The organism is Microbacterium sp. 5K110 (genome assembly GCF_005774735.1).
GTDB lineage: Bacteria > Actinomycetota > Actinomycetes > Actinomycetales > Microbacteriaceae > Microbacterium.
The window spans coordinates 56,076-73,127 of the sequence record NZ_VBUM01000003.1; the positions used below are offsets into that span (position 1 = coordinate 56,076).

Genomic DNA, 17,052 nt, shown 5'->3' on the forward strand with positions numbered 1-17,052 from the left:
TGCGTCCAGACTGCCGTGCCAGGCTCCCGGACTCGTGCCCGCTCATCGCGGGTCGGACGTGCGAAACCCGCGCCGTCCTCCCCACACGAAACCGGTTATATGCGCTCTGATTCGACGCCCCCATCCAACCGCCGCGACCGTCGCCAGGCTTCCCGCCGCGCACGCCGCCGGCCCGCTCTGACGGCGGGATTCCTCGCCGTCGGGGTCCTCGCGACAGCAGCCCTCACGGGCACCGCACCGCTGGCATCCGCCGCCTCCCCCGCCGACCTGACGTCGGCCTCGTTCCGTCTCGCGGCGTACAGCACCCCGACCACCTCCGCCGCTCCGGAAGCCATCGCCGCCCGCGCCGCGGTCACCGCTGCCTCGACGAGCGCACAGGCAGCGACCTCGGTGCAGAACGACATCGCGGCATCCGGGCTCGACATCGGCCAGCCCGCCACCGTGGACACCGCTGCGCTGGACGGCGCCGCGCAGCGACTCACCGAGGCGCAGTCGCTCCCCGCCACGCTGCTGCCGGAGCTGACGGACCAAGTCACCACCGCAGCCTCGACCGTAGACCAGCGGGTCGCCGAGCTGCGCGGCAGCCTCGACGCCGCCGTGGCGAAGAAGCAGGCCGAAGAAGCCGCCGAGAAGGCGCGCCAGGAGGCCGAAGCCGCCGCCAAGGCCAAGGCTGCGGAAGAGGCCGCCTCCGCGCGTTCGACTCCGTCGTCCGGCGGAACCCCTGCGCGTCCGGTGGCGCCGTCCGGCGGTGGCGGCTCGGGCGACAACAGCCCCGGCGGCGCGCAGGCGACCGCCCGCGGCATGCTGGCCGGCTACGGCTGGGGCGACGACCAGTTCTCGTGCCTCGTGTCGCTGTGGAACCGCGAGTCCGGCTGGAACGTGCACGCGTACAACTCCGGCAGCGGCGCCTACGGCATCCCGCAGGCGCTCCCGGGCAGCAAGATGGGCTCGGCCGGCGCCGACTGGCAGGACAACGCGGCGACGCAGATCTCGTGGGGCCTCGGGTACATCTCGGGTCGCTACGGCAGCCCGTGCGGCGCGTGGGGTCACTCGCAGTCGACCGGGTGGTACTGACCCCCGTTCGACCACGACGCGCCGTGCCGGAGAAATCCGGTACGGCGCGTCGTCGTTTCAGGCTCCGTTGCGGCGGGCGATCACACCCGCCAGCAGCGCGTGCGACAGCGGGGCGATCGACACGACCATCAGCAGCGTGCCGAAGAACGCCTGCTCGCCCTGGAGCAGGATGCCGCCGAGGAGGAGGCCGGTGAACAACACCGACGACACAACTCGGCGGATCATGCGCTCGAGGTCGCGCAGACGCCGTTCGACGCGGGGCACCTGCGCGGAGACGCCGCCCTCCTCCACGCGCGAGATGAGCGAGTCCAGGCGCCGCGGCAGGCGCGCGGTGACCGCCGCGACCGAGACGGCTTCACGGGCGAACGCCTGAACGGTGTTGCCGCTCTCTTCACGGATCAGCCGCTGGGCATAGGGCTCGACGGCATCCCAGATGTTGAAGGCCGGGTCCAACGCGCTGCACATCCCGCTCGTGAGCGACATCGCGCGCACGATGAGCAGGAAGTTCTCGGGCAGCTGGAACGGAAGGGCACGCACGACGTCGCCGAACTCGACGGCGAACGCGCGGAACTCGCGCGGATCGACCTCCTGGAGCTCGGCGAAGCCCATGCCGCCGAAGCGCGAGAACAACTGGGTCATCGCGCGTTCGAGCTGGACCGTGTCGGCCGAGGGGAGCAGCACCCCGATGTCGCGGATGCCGTCGACGAGGCCCTTGCCGTTCCGGGAGGCCGCGGCGATCAGCACCCGGCGCAGGCCCCGACGGAGGTTCGGCGGCACTTCGCCCATCATCCCGAAGTCGATGAACGTGAACTTCCACGCCGGGGAGTCGGCATCCGTCGTTGTGGGAAGGGGGGTGACGAAGACGTTGCCCGGGTGCGGGTCGGCGTGGAAGAAGCCGTCGTCGAAGAGCTGGTCGAACATGACCGCCGCGAAGCGGGCAGCGACCTCGGACGGGTCGATTCCGGCGGCACGAAGAGCGTCGACGTCGTTGATCTTGATCGCCGTGACGTCCTGGAGGGTGAGTAGGCGACGCGTCGTGCGCTCCCACACCACCTCGGGGACGGCCACTCCCCCTTCACCACCGAAATCGTCGGCGAAACGCTCGGAATTGGACGCTTCGTGGAGGTAGTCGATCTCTTCCAGGCTCGTGGCCGCGAACTCCTCGACCAGCGCCGGCATGTCGACACGGTCGCGCACGAGGGCGACGCGGCTCAACCATCCGCCGACCTTGCGCAGAGCACGCAGGTCGACGTCGACGATGCGGTCGATGCCGGGGCGCTGGATCTTGACGACGACCTCGCGCAACCCGGTCTGTTCTGCGAGGTCGTCGGTGAGGATCGCACGGTGCGCCTGCCCGAGAGAGGCGGCGGCGAGCGGACGCTCGTCGACCATCGCGAAGGCGCGCTCGAGTGGCATCCCGAGTTCTTCTTCGGCGCGGACGCGCATCTGCGCGAAAGGAACCGACGGGACCTCGTCCTGCAGACCCTCCAGCTCTTTCGTGATCACCGGAGGGAGGACATCGAGCCGGGAGGACATGAACTGTCCCACCTTGATCATCAGACCGCCGAGATCGATCGCGAGAGCGTGGAATCGGCGCGCGATGACCTGCATCCGCCGGGTGCGGCCGCGAGCGGAGATGCGCTCCAGACCGAACCGCGGCAGGAACAGCTCATACCACCAGGCCTGCACGAGATACCGCGCGGCGAACCGGGTGATGCGCCGGTAGCGGGCGCGCATGAGGGCGTCGTCGGTCATCGCATCTCCCGGATGCCGATGACCCGACGACGGCCGTCGGGCTCTGGCACCCTCAGCTCTGGGCGAGGATGGAGTAGAGCTTACGGCGCGCCTCGTCGAGGATCTCGACGGCGGCAGCGACCTGCTCCTTGTCACCCGTACGCGCCACCTGTGCGGCGGCCTGCGCGAGCTCGACACCGGCCTTGGGCAGCGCGGTCATGCGCCCGCTGTCGCGTGATCCGGCCGACTCCCAGGGAGCGGTGCGCTCGGTGGTCTCGTCACCGGCGGCGGCACGACCCTCTTCGGTGAGCGAGTACGTCTTGCGTCCACCCGACTCCTCGGCCCGGACCAGGCCCTCGTCGGTGAGGAGCTGCAGCGTGGGGTACACCGAGCCGGGGCTCGGCTTCCAGCTGCCGCCGCTGCGCTCTTCGATCTCACGGATGATCTGGTACCCGTGCATCGGCTGCTCGAGCAGGAGCGAGAGGACGGCCGAACGCACGTCGCCCTTGTTCATGCGGGAGCCGCTCGACGTCTTCTGCTCGAACTGCGCGCGCAACTGCTCCATCGCGTCGAGGATGTTGGACATCGGCCAGCCCTGACCGGCGGAACCGCCGCGTGCGCCGAACGCGTCTCCGAGGAATGAACCACTCATGACGACCTCCTGATGCGGACCCCGGATGGGTCCAGCGATATACAACGATATATCGCTGAAGGAGGTCGGGGCTGGGAATCCGCCGACCCGCGCGACTCAGTACCAGTTGGTCGCCTGGGAATGCCCCCACGCGCTGCACGGCGTTCCGTACCCGCGGGAGATGTAGTCCAGACCCCATTTGATCTGCGTCGCGGCGTTGCTCTGCCAGTCGTCGCCGAACGTCGCCATCTTGCTTCCCGGCAGCGACTGCGGGATACCGGTCGCACCGCTGGGGTTGTAGGCCTGGTAGTTCCAGCCGGACTCCTTGGTCCACAGGGACGCCAGGCACGAGAACTGGTCACTGCCCCAGCCGTACTGCTCGGCCGCGGTCTTCGCGGCGAACTCCTTGGCCCCCTCGGGGGTGTTCACGCGGGCGAGCGCTTCAGCCGCCTCCTGCTGACGCTGAGCCTCCGCGGCGGCCGCGGCCTCGGCCTGGCGCTGCGCCTCGGCGGCGGCATCCGCGGCGGCCTTCGCCGCGACGGCATCGTTCAGGCTGCCGCGCAGCTGTGCCACCCGCTCCGCCACACGCTGGCTCTCGCTCGCGGCATTCTGGCTGAGGGCCGGAACGAGCACGACCGGGAACAGATCCGCGGAGGACAGCCGGTCAGCGGCGCTCTCCAACCCCGACGTGTCGACCGAGACATCGCCCACCGACAGCGGCAGACCGGCGGCGGCGATGTCGGTCTCGACGGTCGCGGCATCCTCGAGTGTCGCCTGAGCGCGGGTCAAGGCCGCGTCCGCATCGCCGACCACTCCCTGGAGGGTCGGAGCAGAGCCGATGGCCGCGCTCGCGCGGAACGCCGGCGCCGAGAACCCGGATGCCGAGGCGTCGGGAAGAGACAGCGGCGAGGCCGCGGCCAGTCCCGTGGTCGCCACCAGACCCAGGGCGACACCGGCACACGTGGCGGCGGTGACGAGGGTGCGACGAGCGCGGTGGACATGGGTGAGCTTCACATCGGAACGCAACAAAACAGGTGAGATCTTTCGTCAGGGGCGCGACTCGTCGGACGCGAGCGCGAAAATGTGCCGTCGGGTCGACACAAGTCCCCGAGTGTGAGCGGCACGTCTGAGCGTTATCTCTTCGTTACCTGAAAGGCTGGTGAGAGGCCTGCCGCCGGGACAGCGGGATCGGGCAGCACGCCGCGGCACCGGACAGGGCCTCGACGGGGGTGCCTGGCATCCCCTTGGAAAGGCCCTCTCACCGGGCGTTCCCGCGAACTCCTCGCCACCGCGCAGCCGGCTGGGCGGGGGTACCCGCCGAAGCGACTCCCCGAACAAACGAACGGGCCGATCCGGCGAGGAAAATCGCGCGGATCGGCCCGTTCGGCGTGCGGTCGGAGCGGTTCGCGTCAGGAACGGTGCGCGCGGTAGTAGTTCAGCAGCGCGGCCGTCGAGGCGTCCTGGGACGCGAGGGCGTCGTCGTCACCCTCGATCGCGGGAGCGATCTGCAGAGCCAGCTGCTTGCCGAGCTCGACACCCCACTGGTCGAAGGAGTTGATGCCCCAGATCGTGCCCTGCGTGAAGGTGATGTGCTCGTACAGCGCGATGAGCTGACCGAGGACCGCGGGCGTCAATGCCGGGGCGAAGATCGACGTCGTCGGACGGTTGCCGGGGAAGGTCCGTGCCGCGACGAGGGCGCCCGTGGTGCCCTCGGCCTCGACTTCTTCGGCGGTCTTCCCGAACGCAAGAGCCTTCGTCTGCGCGAGGAAGTTCGCGAGGAAGAGCCCGTGCACATCGCGTCCGTCGTCGGCCAGCGGGTAGGCGGGATTGACGAACGCGATGAAGTCGGCGGGGATCAGGCGAGTGCCCTGGTGGATGAGCTGGTAGAACGCGTGCTGCCCGTTCGTTCCCGGCTCGCCCCAGAAGATCTCGCCGGTGTCGGTCGTGACGGGCGAGCCGTCCCACCGCACGGACTTGCCGTTGGACTCCATGGTCAGCTGCTGGAGGTACGCGGCGAACCGGCTCAACTGCTGCGCATAGGGCAGGACCGCGTGCGACTGCGCACCGAGGAAGTTGGTGTACCAGACGTTGAGCAGCCCCATCAGGACCGGAACGTTGCGCTCGACCGGCGTCGTCGCCACGTGGACGTCGACAGCGTGGAAACCCGAGAGCACTTCGCGGAACGCGGCGGGGCCGAACGCGATCATCAGCGAAAGACCGATCGCGGAGTCGACCGAGTATCGCCCGCCGACCCAGTCCCAGAAGCCGAAGGCGTTGGCGGGGTCGATGCCGAAGGCCTCGACCTTGTCCAGAGCGGTCGACACCGCGACGAAGTGGTGCGCGACGGCGTCGACGCGCGCGTCGTCGGTGGCGTCGATCGCGCCGGCGGCGGCGAGACCGGCCCACAGCCAGTCTCGGGCGAGCCGGGCGTTGGTCAGGGTCTCGAGCGTGGTGAAGGTCTTGGATGCGACGATGAACAGCGTGGTCTCGGGGTCGAGGTCGGCAGTCTTCTCGGCGATGTCCGTCGGGTCGATGTTGCTGACGAAACGCGCCTGGATACCGGCGTCGGCGAGCGGCTTGAGTGCCTCGTAGACCATCACGGGACCGAGGTCGGATCCGCCGATGCCGATGTTGACCACGTGCGTGACCTTCTTGCCGGTCACGCCCTGCCACTCGCCCGAGCGGACCCGGTCGGCGAAGGTCGACATCGCGTCGAGAACGGCCTGGACGTCGTGATCGACATCCTGTCCGTCGACGTGGAGTGCGGGTGCGGCGTCCGCGGGGCGACGCAGGGCCGTGTGCAAGACCGCACGGTCTTCGCTCGTGTTGAGGTGGACGCCGCGCAGCATGTCGGCGAAGCGCTCGCGCACTCCGGTCTCGTCGGCGAGGGCGACGAGGGCCTCGAGGACGTCGGTGGTGATGAGGTTCTTCGATAGGTCGACGTGGAGATCGCCGACCGTGCGCGTGAGGCTGTCGACGCGATCGGGATCGGCGGCGAACCACGCGCGCAGATCGGGGTCGAAGCTCTCGCGCAGTGCCGTGAGGCGGGTCCAGGCGGAAGTGGTGGTGGGGTCAACGGGCGCAGTCACGTCCCCCACGGTAGCGACCCGAGCGGACGGACGAGGGGTGGATGACGAACGAAGGGGAAACCGCTAAGCGATCGACCCCTCGGGAGGAACCGTGCCCACGGTCGGGAGCGCGATCTCGCGCGTGCCGTCCCACGGCTCCGTCCACCCGAGCCGGTCGAACATCCCGTCGAGCAACATCGCCGTGAACCCCCACACGACATGGGTCCCCTTCGCGTGCGGCACGAGGAAGGCCGGGCCGCGCCAGGTCCGTCCGTCGCGGTGGATGCTGGTCACTCCGCGACGCGCCGGGTCGAGAAGGTCGGCGACGGGGGCGCGGAACACGGCGGCGGATTCGGCGGCATCGACCGCGCGCACCGGAGACGGCCGATCCCACCACCCGACGACCGGGGACACCAGGTGTCGCGAGTACGCCAGCGGCACGCGCGGCAGTGTGCCGATGACATCCACTCCCGCCGGATCGAGTCCCGTCTCCTCCTTCGCTTCGCGGAGCGCGGCGGCGACCGGGCCGGAGTCCCCCGCATCGACGCGACCCCCGGGGAAGGCCACTTGCCCCGGATGCGCTCGCAGAGTGGCGGCGCGGGCGAGCAGCAGGACATCCAGATCGCGCGGCACCGCGCGGGCGGAGCGGGAACTGGGGACCGCATCGAGAGTGCCGAACAGGATCAGGACGGCGGCGTCCCGGGCACCGTCCGCGACCGGCAGGGCACGGAGGTCGGCGAACATCTCGTCGGTCGCGCCGTCGACGAGCGCGCGCAGTTCGGTGCGGGGCGAGGGCATGGATCGAGGGTAGTCGGACCGGTCGCGCGCGAGAGCGGGACGCACGTGGGGGAAACGGGCGCGGAAGGCGGCTCTCGCCGGCGTCGCCGCTCGCCGCCCACGGCGTCGCGCGACATGTGAGGATGAACGCGGGAGGTGCCCGATGGCCGAAAGACTCCACGCCGTGACGCTCGTCGTCGACATGCCCATCACCAAGATCGACGCCCTCGACGTGATCGCCTTCGCGGCGAACGGAGCGGTCGACAATGCCGGAACGCCCCGTCCGCTCGTCTGGCTCGCGCCCCACGCCTGGGCGGAGGTCGAGATCCCCAAGTTCGCCGATCCCCCACCCTTCGCGATCGACGTCTACTCCGACGCATCGCGCGAGATCGCCTGGGCGCAGGCGCGTCGGCTGCACAGCGCCCTGGAGCGGCTGGGATGGACGGTCGAGCCCCCGCGCGCGAGCGCCCGGTGACCTCGACCGCGGCGGATCTCGACCTGCCGACGCCGACACGACGGCATCCCGGATCTTCGCCCGGCGAACGGACAGGTCGCTACGAGACGAGACCGGCCAATTCGGCGCTGCGGTCCCACAGCAGGCGCGCCAGCCCGGGGTGGTCGGCCCGTCGGTGGGTCTTCGCGGGCTTGTTGTTGGCGTAGAAGCCGCCGGGCTGCCAGTCGACGCCGGGCTCGCCGAGAGCGAGCCACGTCAAACGCGCACCTCCGACGTCGGTGGAGGGCAGGAAGCGCTCGGCCAGAGCTCCGCCGTAGAGGAACTTCCACGACCCACTGGAGGTCGACCCGAAGCTCGAGGCGATGACGCCGGGGTGGTAGGCGACGGACGAGAGCCCGGCGTCGCCGAAGCGGCGGTTCAGTTCCTTCGTGAACAGCACGTTGGCGAGCTTGGCGTTGCCGTATGCAGCCGAGGCGGAGTATCGACGCTCCCCCTGGAGGTCGTCGATGTCGAAGCGCGAGAACAGACGCGCCGCCGCACTCGAGGTCTGGATGACCGACGCCCGCGAAGCGATGAGTGTTTCGCGTAGCAGGTTCGTGAGGAGGAATGGCGCGAGGTGGTTCACCTGGAACGTGACCTCGAAACCGTCGGTCGTGAGCGCGCGCTCCGCGAAGATCCCGCCGGCGTTGTTGGCGAGCACATCGATGCGCGGGAATTCCGCCGCGAGGGATGCCGCGAGCTCCCGAACCTGGGCGAGATCGGAGAAATCGGCCACGAACGAGCGAACCCCGAGCGCGTCCGCGACGCGGCGCGTCTTGTCGGGGTTTCGGCCGACGACGACGACATCCTCTCCGATGTCGTGGAGTTGGCGGGCGGCGGCCGCACCGATCCCATCGCTGGCTCCGGTGATCACGATCGTGCGGGGCATGAGTCCTCCTGGCGGAATGGGGTGTCGCAAGCGACGACGGCTGGCCACGTTAGCCCGCTCCCCCGGACAAACGTGCGGGCTTGCCCCCGGTATCCCCCGCGCATGAGAACTCACAGCCCGTTCCCAGTCCCACGGGACCAAATCGACCAGGTCCGACGTTCTCCCCACTGATGCCCGTACCGGGCATCGCACGCGAAAGGATGCACACCGTGACCACGGAGTACCGGAAGACGTCGGCCGCCCTCGGGCACCTCACCGACCGCCAGTTCGCCGTCACGCAGGACGACGCGACGGAGCCGCCGTTCCGCAACGAGTACTGGGACCACCACGAGGCAGGGATCTACGTCGACGTCGTGTCGGGGCAGCCGCTGTTCGCCTCGACCGACAAGTTCGACAGCGGGACGGGCTGGCCGAGCTTCACCAAGCCCATCGACGACGACGCCGTCGTGGAGAAGACCGACCGGATGCTCTGGATGAAGCGCACCGAGGTGCGTTCGAGCGGCGCCGACAGCCACCTGGGCCATGTCTTCGACGACGGCCCGCGCCAGGCCGGCGGGCTGAGATACTGCATGAACTCGGCCGCGCTCCGGTTCGTGCCCGTGAGCGAGCTCGAGGCTCAGGGCTACGGCGCCTATCTGGCCCTCTTCCGCGAGAGTCGTGCGTCGTGAACCTCTTCTCCCTCTTCTCCCACCGCGATCGTAAAAGGAGCCACACCATGACCAGCGGACCCACCGACACCGGCGAGATCACCCGCCGACCCGGCACCGAGACCGCCGTCCTCGCGGGCGGCTGCTTCTGGGGCGTCGAGGACCTCATCCGCCGCCAGCCCGGCGTGCTCGACACGCGCGTCGGCTACACCGGCGGTACGAACGACCACGCGACGTACCGCAACCACCCCGGCCACGCCGAGGCGGTCGAGATCGTCTTCGACCCCACGAAGACGAGCTACCGCGACATCCTGGCGTTCTTCTTCCAGATCCACGACCCGTCGACCCTGAACCGTCAGGGCAACGACATCGGCACGAGCTACCGCTCGGCGATCTTCCCGCTCTCGCCCGAGCAGGAGCAGGTCGCCCGCGACACGATCGCCGATGTCGACGCGTCGGGCATCTGGCCCGCGAAGGTCGTCACGACGATCGAGGCCGAGGCCCCCTTCTGGGAGGCCGAGCCCGAGCACCAGGACTACCTGATCCGCATCCCGAACGGCTACACGTGCCACTTCGTGCGGCCCGGCTGGGTGCTGCCCAAGCGCGAGGACGCGACCGCGTAAGTCTCGGACGAGCGCCCGGATGCCATGGCATCCGGGCCCTTTCCGTTGCCTGCGGCGCGGGCGGCGGTTGATACGGTGGCGGCACCATGGACATCCGAGTGGACACCGCGTCGACGACTCCCCCGTTCGCGCAAGTGCGGGTCCAGATCATCGCGATGATCGAGAGCGGCGCGCTGCCGACCGGCACACGGCTTCCCCCGGTCCGCGCGCTCGCGACCGACCTGGGCCTCGCGGCGAACACCGTCGCGCGCGTCTACAAGGAACTCGAAGAGGCGCGGTTCGTCGAGACCCGCGGTCGCGCGGGCACGTTCGTCTCGGCGGGAACGGATGCCACGCGGGAACGCGCAGCCGCGGCCGCCGCCGCGTTCGCCCGCGCGATGCGCGACCTCGGGGTCGAGGCCTCCGATGCGCTCGACCTCGCGCGCGCGGCGCTGCGGAACGGGAGCTAGAGCGTGGTCCGCATCCTGCTCACGGGGATGTCGGGCGCGGGCAAGTCGACTCTGCTCGCAGAACTCACGCGCCGCGGACACCAGACGGTCGAGACCGACCTCGACGGGTGGACCGACGGGAACGGCGGGCCGTGGGACGAGGAACGGATGACAGTTCTGCTCGCGGGGCATCCGGACGTGATCGTGTGCGGAACCGCGGAGAATCAGGGCCGGTTCCGTGAGCGATTCGATCAGGTCGTGCTCCTGAGCGCTCCCATCGATGTCCTGATCGACCGCGTTCGCGCCCGGACGGACAACCCGTACGGTCGGACGTCCGCGCAGCAGGACGAGATCCGCCGATACGTGCGGGACGTGGAGCCGGCGCTCCGTCGGATGGCGACGCTGGAACTCGACGGCCGTCGACCGGTCAGCGAGCTCGCAGACACGGTCGATGCCCTGACCTGACGAGCCGCAACCCCCACCGGCTGGGAACACACCCTGCCTACGCTCGACACCGTGAGCGGATACGACGTCGTGGTGATCGGGGCTGGGCTCGCGGGGCTGCGGTGCGCGACGCGCCTCGCCGAAGCGGGGCGGGATGTCATCGTCCTCGAGGCGGCGGACACGGTCGGCGGTCGGGAGCGCACGGATGTCGTCGACGGTTTCCGCCTCGACTGTGGCTTCCACGTGCTCAACCCGGCGTATCCGGCGATCCGGCGGTGGGTCGACGTGGGCGCGCTGGCGCTGCGGCGGTTCCCCGTCGCTCTCGGGGTGCGGCTCGACGATGGCGTGGCCCGCATCGCCCATCCCTTGCGGCACCCGGCGACGATCCCGGCGTCGCTCGGCAGCGGACTGGTACGCCCCGCCGACCTCCCGCCCCTCGCACGGTGGGCGCTTCCCGTCCTGACGAATCCGCGCGCGGTGAAGCGCGGGCCCGATCGTCGTCTCGCCGAGGCGTGGGATCGGGCGGGCCTCCGCGGTCCCCTGCGCGAGAGCGTGCTCGAACCGTTTCTCGCGGGCGTCCTCGCCGACGACCGGCAGGAGTCGTCCGACACCTTCGTGCGCCTTCTCATCCGCAGCTTCGCCCTCGGCGCGCCCGGGGTTCCGGCCGCGGGGATCGGCGCCCTGCCCGCGCAACTGGCGGACACCGCGCGGCGCGCGGGCGCCGGCATCCGCCTGTCCCATCGGGTGACCGCCACCCGGCCGCACGGGCGAGGGTGGCGTCTGGATGTCGAGAACATGGATGCCGTCGACGCCCGCGCCGTGGTGCTGGCCACCGGCCTGACCCCCGGTCTGGACGTTCCTCTCCCCCGACCGCGCGGTCTCCAGACGTGGTGGTTCGCCACCGACGAGCGCCACAACGACGATCGAGCTTTGCGCGTGGACGGTCTGTGTCGCGGACCGATCGTGCACACCGCGATCGTCTCGAACACCGCCCCGACGTACGCCCCACGGGGCCAGCACCTGGTCGAGGCAACGGTCGTCATGCCCACGGCCGCGACGGAGGCGGACGTGCGCCGGCAGCTCGCCGAGCTGTGGGGTGTCGACACCCGTCCGTGGCGCCTGCTGCGCCGCGACGACGTCTCACGAGCCCTTCCCGCTCAGGAGCCGTCGCCGCATCTGCGCCGCCCGGTGCGACTCGGCGACGGCCGCTACGTCGCGGGTGATCACCGCGATACCGCCTCGATCCAAGGTGCGCTCGTGTCGGGGCAGCGGGCGGCGGAGGCCGTGCTGCACGACCTGTCGCGGTGAACCGGCGGGTCCCACACGTCAAAATGGGAGCATGCGGATCACCGGGGCCCTCGCCCTCACCATCGCGGCGACTCTCGCGGGGCTGTTCGGCGTCCTCATGCTCGGCGCGTCCGGTCTGACCGTGGCCGGCCCCGGGATCACCGTCATCCCGTACTCGGACTCGGACGATTCCGAGCGCGCCATCGGCATCGCCATGGGTGCCGCGGGACTCGGGATCTGGATCGTCGGGCTCATCGGCGCAGCGCTCGTCGGACTTCGCGGCTCGAGGCCTGGCCGGGGCCGCCGCGTCGTCGTGGGGATCGCGCTGGCGCTCGGTGCCGTCGTCGTGCTCGCTGGTCTGATCGCCGTGCTCACCGTGGCCCCGCCCGTGAGCGAATATCCGCAGCCGGAGTGGGGCCGTGCCTGAGCGCGAGACCCCGCGAGGGCGGACCCCTGTTCGATGACGCGATACCTCCGATCGCGCTCGTGACCGGACCCGTCTCGCTTCCGACGGAGACCCGCATTCGGGCGGCGACATCGACCTCCTAGCCCGACAGATCGAGAGCTTCCGGGCCTTGCAACGTCGTCGAGCGGGCCCCCGACCGCGCCGCGTTCGGCGCCGTCCGTCGCCCTGGCCGCCTCCGCACGTTCTCGGCGCTCGCGCGGATCGCCTGGCTTCTCTTCCGGCGAGTGCCTCCGGCGTGGTGCCCTCTCCTTATGACCCGTTCCCGTGACAGGGGTGGGAATGGACACGCCCCTCGGAGAGACTGGAGGACATGGAGTTCGGCGGAACCGTGCCCATCGACGCCCCGGATCCGGGCACCGCGTCCGACATCCGGCTGCGCGCGATCCCGTTTCCGGTGTTCCAGCTCCGGCCGCAGCGTTCCCTCACGCGCGTCCCGATGACGGGGTTCACCGAGATGGGCGGGCCGAACGGCGCGGACGAAGTCTCCGTGCAGTTCACCTACACCCTGTGGCGGTATCCCGACGACCGCTCCGACCCCCGGAACGAGATCGAGGTGGACGAGCGGACCCGGCGCGCGATCGAGGGCGATCCGCCGGGGGGCCGACCCGCCTGGCTGAAGGAGCAGGCGCGGATCTTCCTCTATCCGATGCTGTGGGAAGCGACCCGCACCACGTGGCACGCATCACCCGACCGCGATCGGCACTCCCTCGCGCAGCAGCTCCTCGACCACACGAATCACTTCCTGCGGAACAGCTTCCGCGAGGAGCTCGGGCTTCCGGCCGGCCCGACGACAGCGGACGCGTGGAAGGTGAAAGCGAGCGCGGTCGCCGATTCCTCGATCAGCGTGGACGGAGAGGAGCGTCCGGGAGTACACATCGACACTGACCCGTTCGTCTATGCCGTCGGCGTCCGCGTGAACGAACACGTCGTCTGCACCACGGTGCTCCCGCGGGACAGCCTGCCCTTCCTGACGCTCTCGCTCGCGCGCATCGAGTCGTAGCTCAGCGACCCGCCAGCGCCTCGAGCGCCGCGCCCGTGACGCGCCGCGTGGTCCACTCCTCCATCGCCTCCGCGCCGAGGGCACGGTAGAAGCCGATCGCGGGTTCGTTCCAGTCGAGCACCGTCCACTCCAGTCGCGGATAGCCGCGCTCGAGGCACTCTGCGGCGAGCGCCGACAGCAGCGCGACGCCGTACCCGTTCGAACGGTACGGCTCGTGCACGTAGAGGTCTTCGAGCCAGATGCCGTGGCGCCCGGTCCACGTCGAGTACGTGAGGAACCAGATCGCGATCGCGCGGATCTCGCCCTCTCCCCCGTCGACGACGAAGGCGAACGCGCGCGGGTCATCGCCGAAGAGCGTCTCGGTGAGCATGTCGACCGTGTTGTCGACGGCATCCGGTTCGCGTTCGTAGTCGGCGAGCGCCTGGATGCACGCGAGGATGCCGGGCTCGTCGCCCGGGCGGGCGCGGCGCAGCTCGGCACCATCGGTCAGCGAGGTCATGCCTCGAGGCTAGCCCGCACCGACAGCGTCGCGTCGAGGGCCTCGCGCTCGTCGAAGACGAAGCAATCGCCGTCCCAGTGCGCGTCGCCCTCCGCGGCGAACCAGCCCAGGATGCCGCCGTCGAGCTGGTACGCGTCCAGTCCTTCGTCGCGGAGATACAGCGCCGCCTTTTCGCACCGGATGCCGCCCGTGCAGAAGCTCACGACGGTCTTGCCCGCGAGCTCGTCGCGGTGGGCGGTCGCGGCATCCGGGAACTGGGTGAAGCGTTCGATCCGCCAGTCCTTCGCGCCCGCGAACGTGCCGTAGTCGACCTCGAACGCGTTGCGGGTGTCGACGAGGACGACCTCTCGGCCCTCGTCGTCGACTCCCCGGTCGAGCCACCGACGCAGCGTTGCAGGCGACACGGCGGGCGCGCGGCGGTCCTGCGGGCGCACCTCGGGGCGGTCCATGCGGATGATCTCGTGCTTGACCTTCACCAGGAGCTTGCCGAAGGGCACCGTGTCCGACCAGCTCTCCTTCGTGGTCAGCTCCGCGAAGCGGGCATCCGCGCGCAGCTCGTCGACGAACCCGCGCACACCGGAAGCCTCGCCCGCGAGGAAGAAGTTGATGCCCTCCTCGGCGAGCAGGATCGTCCCGCGCAGCCCCGCCGCCGCGGCGCGTTCCTTCAGGACGGGACGCAGCACCGCGGGGTCGTCGATCCGCGTGAACAGATACGCCGAGACGTTGAGGACGGATGCCGCGGATGCCATGGCATCCAGGGTACGCAGAGCGCAAGGCGGTCCGAGCCCGCCGCCGCTGTCGCTAACGTGGCAGGACCGTCCCCCTGGAGGATCCGTGCCCCAAGATCCCACCGTGTCGGTCGTGATCCCCGTTCGCGACGACGCCGTTCCCCTCGCCGCTTGCCTGCGGGCGCTCGCCGCGCAATCGCGCCCCGCCGACGAGATCGTCGTGGTCGACAACGCCTCCACCGACGACAGTGCCGCCGTCGCGCGGGCGACGGGTGCCCGGGTGGTGTTCTGCGGCGAGCGCGGCATCCCCGCCGCCGCCGCGACCGGATACGACGCCGCCCAGGGCGACCTCATCCTCCGGCTGGACGCCGACAGCCTTCCGGCCCCCGGGTGGATCGCGAGCATGGTCGACGCCCTCGCCGACCCGGAAGTGGATGCCGTCACCGCCGGCGCCGTGTTCCACGACGGCCCCGAGAGGCAGCGTCGGCCGATGGCGTGGGCGTTCCTCGGCACCTACACGGCGTTCGCGTACCCGGCGCTCGGTCACGCCCCTCTGTGGGGCTCCAACATGGCGTTCCGGCGGGCGGCGTGGGAGAGCGTGCGCGATCGTGTGCACCTCGATCCCCGCCTGCACGACGACCTCGACCTGGCGTTCCACCTCGGCGAAGACCACCGGATCCGTATCGTCTCGGGACGGCACATGCGCGTCTCCTCCCGCACGGTGCGACCGCGACGGTTCGCGAAGAGCTTCTCCCGCGGGATGGGCACCGTGTTCGCGCACTGGCCGCGCGAGATCCCGCCCCTGCGGTGGGCGCGACGCCTGGGCCGGCGCCGCTGATGGCGGCCGTGCTCTTCCCGAACGTCTCCGCCCCCGACCTGCACGTGATGAGCTTCAACGTGCGTCGTCGGTTCGAGCGGATGACGTGGCCGCCCGCCGATCGCTGGGGTCTGCGCAAGCAGCGCCTGCGGACGTTCCTCGGCGCGAATCGTCCGCACCTGCTCGGTTCGCAAGAGGCGATGCCCGACCAGGCGCGGTGGGTGCAGGAGTCTCTCGGCTCGACCTACGGGCGTGTCGGGCTCGGCCGCGGGCGCGACCGGGGTGGCGAGGGCACGCCGATCTTCTACGACCGCGACCGGCTGGAGGTCGAGGACTGGGAGCAGATCGCCCTCTCCGACACCCCCGACGTTCCCGGGTCCACGGGCTGGGGAAACTCGATCCCCCGCATCGCGGTGATCGCCCGGATGCGCGACCGCGCCACCTCCGGGCGCTTCGTGTTCGTCAATACCCATTTCGACGCGTTCTCGCGCCGCGCCCGACGGCACTCGGCGCGCTGGCTGAACGACGTCGTCGCCGGCGAGAGCGCTCCGCTGTTGTTCACCGCCGACATCAATGCCCACGTGCGTTCGGCCGAGCTGGCCGACATGTTCGACGAGGGCCGGCTGGTCGACACCTGGGCGTACACCCCGGTCCGCCGCACCGCCGAATGGGGCACGTTCAACAACTACCGCCGGCCGAAGCTCGGGGCCCGCCGTATCGATGCGATCCTCACAACCCGCGACGTGGGCGTGCGCGGGGTGGGTATCGACCCCCGTCCGACGGGGACGAGCTGGCCGTCCGACCACCTGCCGGTGCAGGCCGTCGTGCGAATCCCGGTGCAGGCGGAGAGCCGATGATCGGCGCGATGTACGCCAACCTCCAGCGGCCTCCGCGCACCCCCGTCGAGTGGACCGCGGATGTCGTGCGCGCCGTCGCGATTCTCATCGTCCTCGTGTCGTCGTTCGCACTGCCGGCGACCGACACCGCGGTGCTCTCCATGGCACTCCCGGCCGTCATGCTCTCGCGCATGCTGGGGCTGCGCTCCGGCCTGGACCTCGTGACGTGCGTCACGGTGTTCGTCGCGGCGGGGAGCAACGTCCTCGACCTGTACCGGGCGTGGACGGGATGGGACCTCGTCGTGCATGCCGCGTGCACGGGCGTGCTCGCCGCCGTCGCCCTGATCGTCCTCAAGGACTCCGGCGTCATCGCGCCGACCGGTCGTCGCCGGACCCCGATCGTCGTCGCGACGATCGCGGGGCTCGCCCTCAGCGCCGTGTGGGAGATGGTGGAGTGGTTCGGCTACCGCTTCATCACGGACAGCATCTTCGTCACGTACGACGACACGATCGGCGATATGGCCGCGGGCGGTATCGGCGCCCTCATCGTCGGCATCCTGGCATCCCGGATCCGGCTGACCCGGAGCGACCGCGCGGCGCTGTGACCGCGC

General features: G+C 70.4%; 20 protein-coding genes. 12 read left to right on the plus strand and 8 right to left on the minus strand.

What is annotated here, in order from left to right; translation table 11 throughout:
• The first annotated feature begins 99 nt into the window (after positions 1–99).
• The gene (locus tag FE256_RS01580; RefSeq protein WP_171024138.1) at positions 100–1,074 is read left to right on the plus strand and encodes an aggregation-promoting factor C-terminal-like domain-containing protein; all 975 of its coding nucleotides are present in this window, start codon (positions 100–102) and stop codon (positions 1,072–1,074) included.
• A gap of 57 nt (positions 1,075–1,131) precedes the next feature.
• Here FE256_RS01580 and FE256_RS01585 read toward each other — a convergent pair whose 3' ends face one another.
• The 5 genes from FE256_RS01585 to FE256_RS01605 form a co-directional block, all read right to left on the minus strand.
• Positions 1,132–2,829 (minus strand): ABC1 kinase family protein, encoded by a 1,698-nt coding sequence (locus FE256_RS01585; RefSeq protein ID WP_138172476.1) that lies wholly within the window; start codon positions 2,827–2,829, stop codon positions 1,132–1,134.
• A gap of 52 nt (positions 2,830–2,881) precedes the next feature.
• A complete protein-coding gene (locus FE256_RS01590) occupies positions 2,882–3,460 on the minus strand; it encodes a PadR family transcriptional regulator (RefSeq protein ID WP_138172477.1) in 579 nt (192 codons plus the stop codon).
• 96 nt (positions 3,461–3,556) lie between these two features.
• Positions 3,557–4,453, minus strand: a complete 897-nt coding sequence (locus tag FE256_RS01595; RefSeq protein ID WP_252370865.1) for an aggregation-promoting factor C-terminal-like domain-containing protein — start codon at positions 4,451–4,453, stop codon at positions 3,557–3,559.
• A 395-nt stretch (positions 4,454–4,848) separates the two neighbouring features.
• On the minus strand, positions 4,849–6,528 hold the full coding sequence (gene pgi, locus FE256_RS01600) for a glucose-6-phosphate isomerase (RefSeq protein ID WP_138172479.1): 1,680 nt from the start codon (positions 6,526–6,528) through the stop codon (positions 4,849–4,851).
• 63 nt (positions 6,529–6,591) lie between these two features.
• Positions 6,592–7,305 carry an NUDIX hydrolase gene (locus FE256_RS01605; protein WP_138172480.1) on the minus strand — a complete coding sequence of 238 codons (714 nt, stop codon included), beginning with the start codon at positions 7,303–7,305 and terminating at the stop codon, positions 6,592–6,594.
• 142 nt (positions 7,306–7,447) lie between these two features.
• Between FE256_RS01605 and FE256_RS01610 the strand changes: the two genes are divergently transcribed.
• Complete coding sequence (locus tag FE256_RS01610; RefSeq protein ID WP_138172481.1) at positions 7,448–7,759, plus strand: hypothetical protein; 312 nt, start codon at positions 7,448–7,450, stop codon at positions 7,757–7,759.
• 79 nt (positions 7,760–7,838) lie between these two features.
• On the opposite strand, the gene FE256_RS01615 is transcribed toward FE256_RS01610, so the two are convergent.
• Positions 7,839–8,666, minus strand: coding sequence for an SDR family NAD(P)-dependent oxidoreductase (locus tag FE256_RS01615; RefSeq protein WP_138172482.1), 828 nt, complete (start codon positions 8,664–8,666; stop codon positions 7,839–7,841).
• 209 nt (positions 8,667–8,875) lie between these two features.
• Here FE256_RS01615 and msrB point away from each other — a divergent pair, with 209 nt between their 5' ends.
• From msrB to FE256_RS01650, 7 genes are all read left to right on the plus strand, one after another.
• Positions 8,876–9,334: a peptide-methionine (R)-S-oxide reductase MsrB gene (msrB, locus tag FE256_RS01620; RefSeq protein WP_138172483.1), complete on the plus strand. Its 459-nt coding sequence runs from the start codon at positions 8,876–8,878 to the stop codon at positions 9,332–9,334.
• 47 nt (positions 9,335–9,381) lie between these two features.
• A complete protein-coding gene (gene msrA, locus FE256_RS01625; RefSeq protein ID WP_138172484.1) occupies positions 9,382–9,936 on the plus strand; it encodes a peptide-methionine (S)-S-oxide reductase MsrA in 555 nt (184 codons plus the stop codon).
• Between the two features lie 86 nt (positions 9,937–10,022).
• Positions 10,023–10,385 carry a GntR family transcriptional regulator gene (locus FE256_RS01630; protein WP_138172485.1) on the plus strand — a complete coding sequence of 121 codons (363 nt, stop codon included), beginning with the start codon at positions 10,023–10,025 and terminating at the stop codon, positions 10,383–10,385.
• Positions 10,386–10,388: 3 nt separating this feature from the next.
• Positions 10,389–10,829 (plus strand): AAA family ATPase, encoded by a 441-nt coding sequence (locus FE256_RS01635; protein ID WP_138172486.1) that lies wholly within the window; start codon positions 10,389–10,391, stop codon positions 10,827–10,829.
• 51 nt (positions 10,830–10,880) lie between these two features.
• The gene (locus FE256_RS01640; RefSeq protein WP_138172487.1) at positions 10,881–12,116 is read left to right on the plus strand and encodes an FAD-dependent oxidoreductase; all 1,236 of its coding nucleotides are present in this window, start codon (positions 10,881–10,883) and stop codon (positions 12,114–12,116) included.
• Between the two features lie 31 nt (positions 12,117–12,147).
• Positions 12,148–12,522 (plus strand): hypothetical protein, encoded by a 375-nt coding sequence (locus FE256_RS01645; protein WP_212743456.1) that lies wholly within the window; start codon positions 12,148–12,150, stop codon positions 12,520–12,522.
• A 349-nt stretch (positions 12,523–12,871) separates the two neighbouring features.
• Entirely contained in the window at positions 12,872–13,561 is a 690-nt protein-coding gene (locus tag FE256_RS01650; protein ID WP_138172488.1) for a hypothetical protein, read from the plus strand.
• A 1-nt stretch (position 13,562) separates the two neighbouring features.
• On the opposite strand, the gene FE256_RS01655 is transcribed toward FE256_RS01650, so the two are convergent.
• Complete coding sequence (locus FE256_RS01655; RefSeq protein ID WP_138172489.1) at positions 13,563–14,060, minus strand: GNAT family N-acetyltransferase; 498 nt, start codon at positions 14,058–14,060, stop codon at positions 13,563–13,565.
• Positions 14,057–14,809 (minus strand): sulfurtransferase, encoded by a 753-nt coding sequence (locus tag FE256_RS01660; protein WP_138172490.1) that lies wholly within the window; start codon positions 14,807–14,809, stop codon positions 14,057–14,059. Before FE256_RS01660 ends, FE256_RS01655 begins: the two co-directional genes overlap by 4 nt.
• 85 nt (positions 14,810–14,894) lie before the next feature.
• Between FE256_RS01660 and FE256_RS01665 the strand changes: the two genes are divergently transcribed.
• Genes FE256_RS01665 through FE256_RS01675 form a run of 3 tightly spaced genes read left to right on the plus strand, consistent with a single transcriptional unit; the run spans position 14,895 to position 17,046 of the window.
• Entirely contained in the window at positions 14,895–15,626 is a 732-nt protein-coding gene (locus FE256_RS01665; RefSeq protein WP_252370866.1) for a glycosyltransferase family 2 protein, read from the plus strand.
• Positions 15,626–16,462: an endonuclease/exonuclease/phosphatase family protein gene (locus FE256_RS01670; RefSeq protein ID WP_138172492.1), complete on the plus strand. Its 837-nt coding sequence runs from the start codon at positions 15,626–15,628 to the stop codon at positions 16,460–16,462. The genes FE256_RS01665 and FE256_RS01670 overlap by 1 nt, the downstream gene beginning before the upstream one ends.
• Positions 16,463–16,470: 8 nt before the next feature.
• A complete protein-coding gene (locus tag FE256_RS01675) occupies positions 16,471–17,046 on the plus strand; it encodes a DUF2238 domain-containing protein (RefSeq protein ID WP_252370867.1) in 576 nt (191 codons plus the stop codon).
• Positions 17,047–17,052 lie beyond the last annotated feature (6 nt).

Excerpts from the sequence above, each read along its gene's own strand:
- FE256_RS01660 (WP_138172490.1), bottom strand. The coding sequence starts at position 14,809 with ATGGCATCCGCGGCATCCGTCCTCAACGTCTCGGCGTATCTGTTCACG.
- FE256_RS01670 (WP_138172492.1), top strand. The coding sequence starts at position 15,626 with ATGGCGGCCGTGCTCTTCCCGAACGTCTCCGCCCCCGACCTGCACGTG.
- FE256_RS01615 (WP_138172482.1), bottom strand. The coding sequence starts at position 8,666 with ATGCCCCGCACGATCGTGATCACCGGAGCCAGCGATGGGATCGGTGCG.
- FE256_RS01585 (WP_138172476.1), bottom strand. The coding sequence starts at position 2,829 with ATGACCGACGACGCCCTCATGCGCGCCCGCTACCGGCGCATCACCCGG.
- FE256_RS01605 (WP_138172480.1), bottom strand. The coding sequence starts at position 7,305 with ATGCCCTCGCCCCGCACCGAACTGCGCGCGCTCGTCGACGGCGCGACC.
- FE256_RS01580 (WP_171024138.1), top strand. The coding sequence starts at position 100 with ATGCGCTCTGATTCGACGCCCCCATCCAACCGCCGCGACCGTCGCCAG.
- FE256_RS01650 (WP_138172488.1), top strand. The coding sequence starts at position 12,872 with ATGGAGTTCGGCGGAACCGTGCCCATCGACGCCCCGGATCCGGGCACC.
- FE256_RS01630 (WP_138172485.1), top strand. The coding sequence starts at position 10,023 with ATGGACATCCGAGTGGACACCGCGTCGACGACTCCCCCGTTCGCGCAA.
- FE256_RS01645 (WP_212743456.1), top strand. The coding sequence starts at position 12,148 with ATGCGGATCACCGGGGCCCTCGCCCTCACCATCGCGGCGACTCTCGCG.
- msrA (WP_138172484.1), top strand. The coding sequence starts at position 9,382 with ATGACCAGCGGACCCACCGACACCGGCGAGATCACCCGCCGACCCGGC.
- FE256_RS01590 (WP_138172477.1), bottom strand. The coding sequence starts at position 3,460 with ATGAGTGGTTCATTCCTCGGAGACGCGTTCGGCGCACGCGGCGGTTCC.
- FE256_RS01610 (WP_138172481.1), top strand. The coding sequence starts at position 7,448 with ATGGCCGAAAGACTCCACGCCGTGACGCTCGTCGTCGACATGCCCATC.
- FE256_RS01655 (WP_138172489.1), bottom strand. The coding sequence starts at position 14,060 with ATGACCTCGCTGACCGATGGTGCCGAGCTGCGCCGCGCCCGCCCGGGC.
- FE256_RS01675 (WP_252370867.1), top strand. The coding sequence starts at position 16,471 with ATGTACGCCAACCTCCAGCGGCCTCCGCGCACCCCCGTCGAGTGGACC.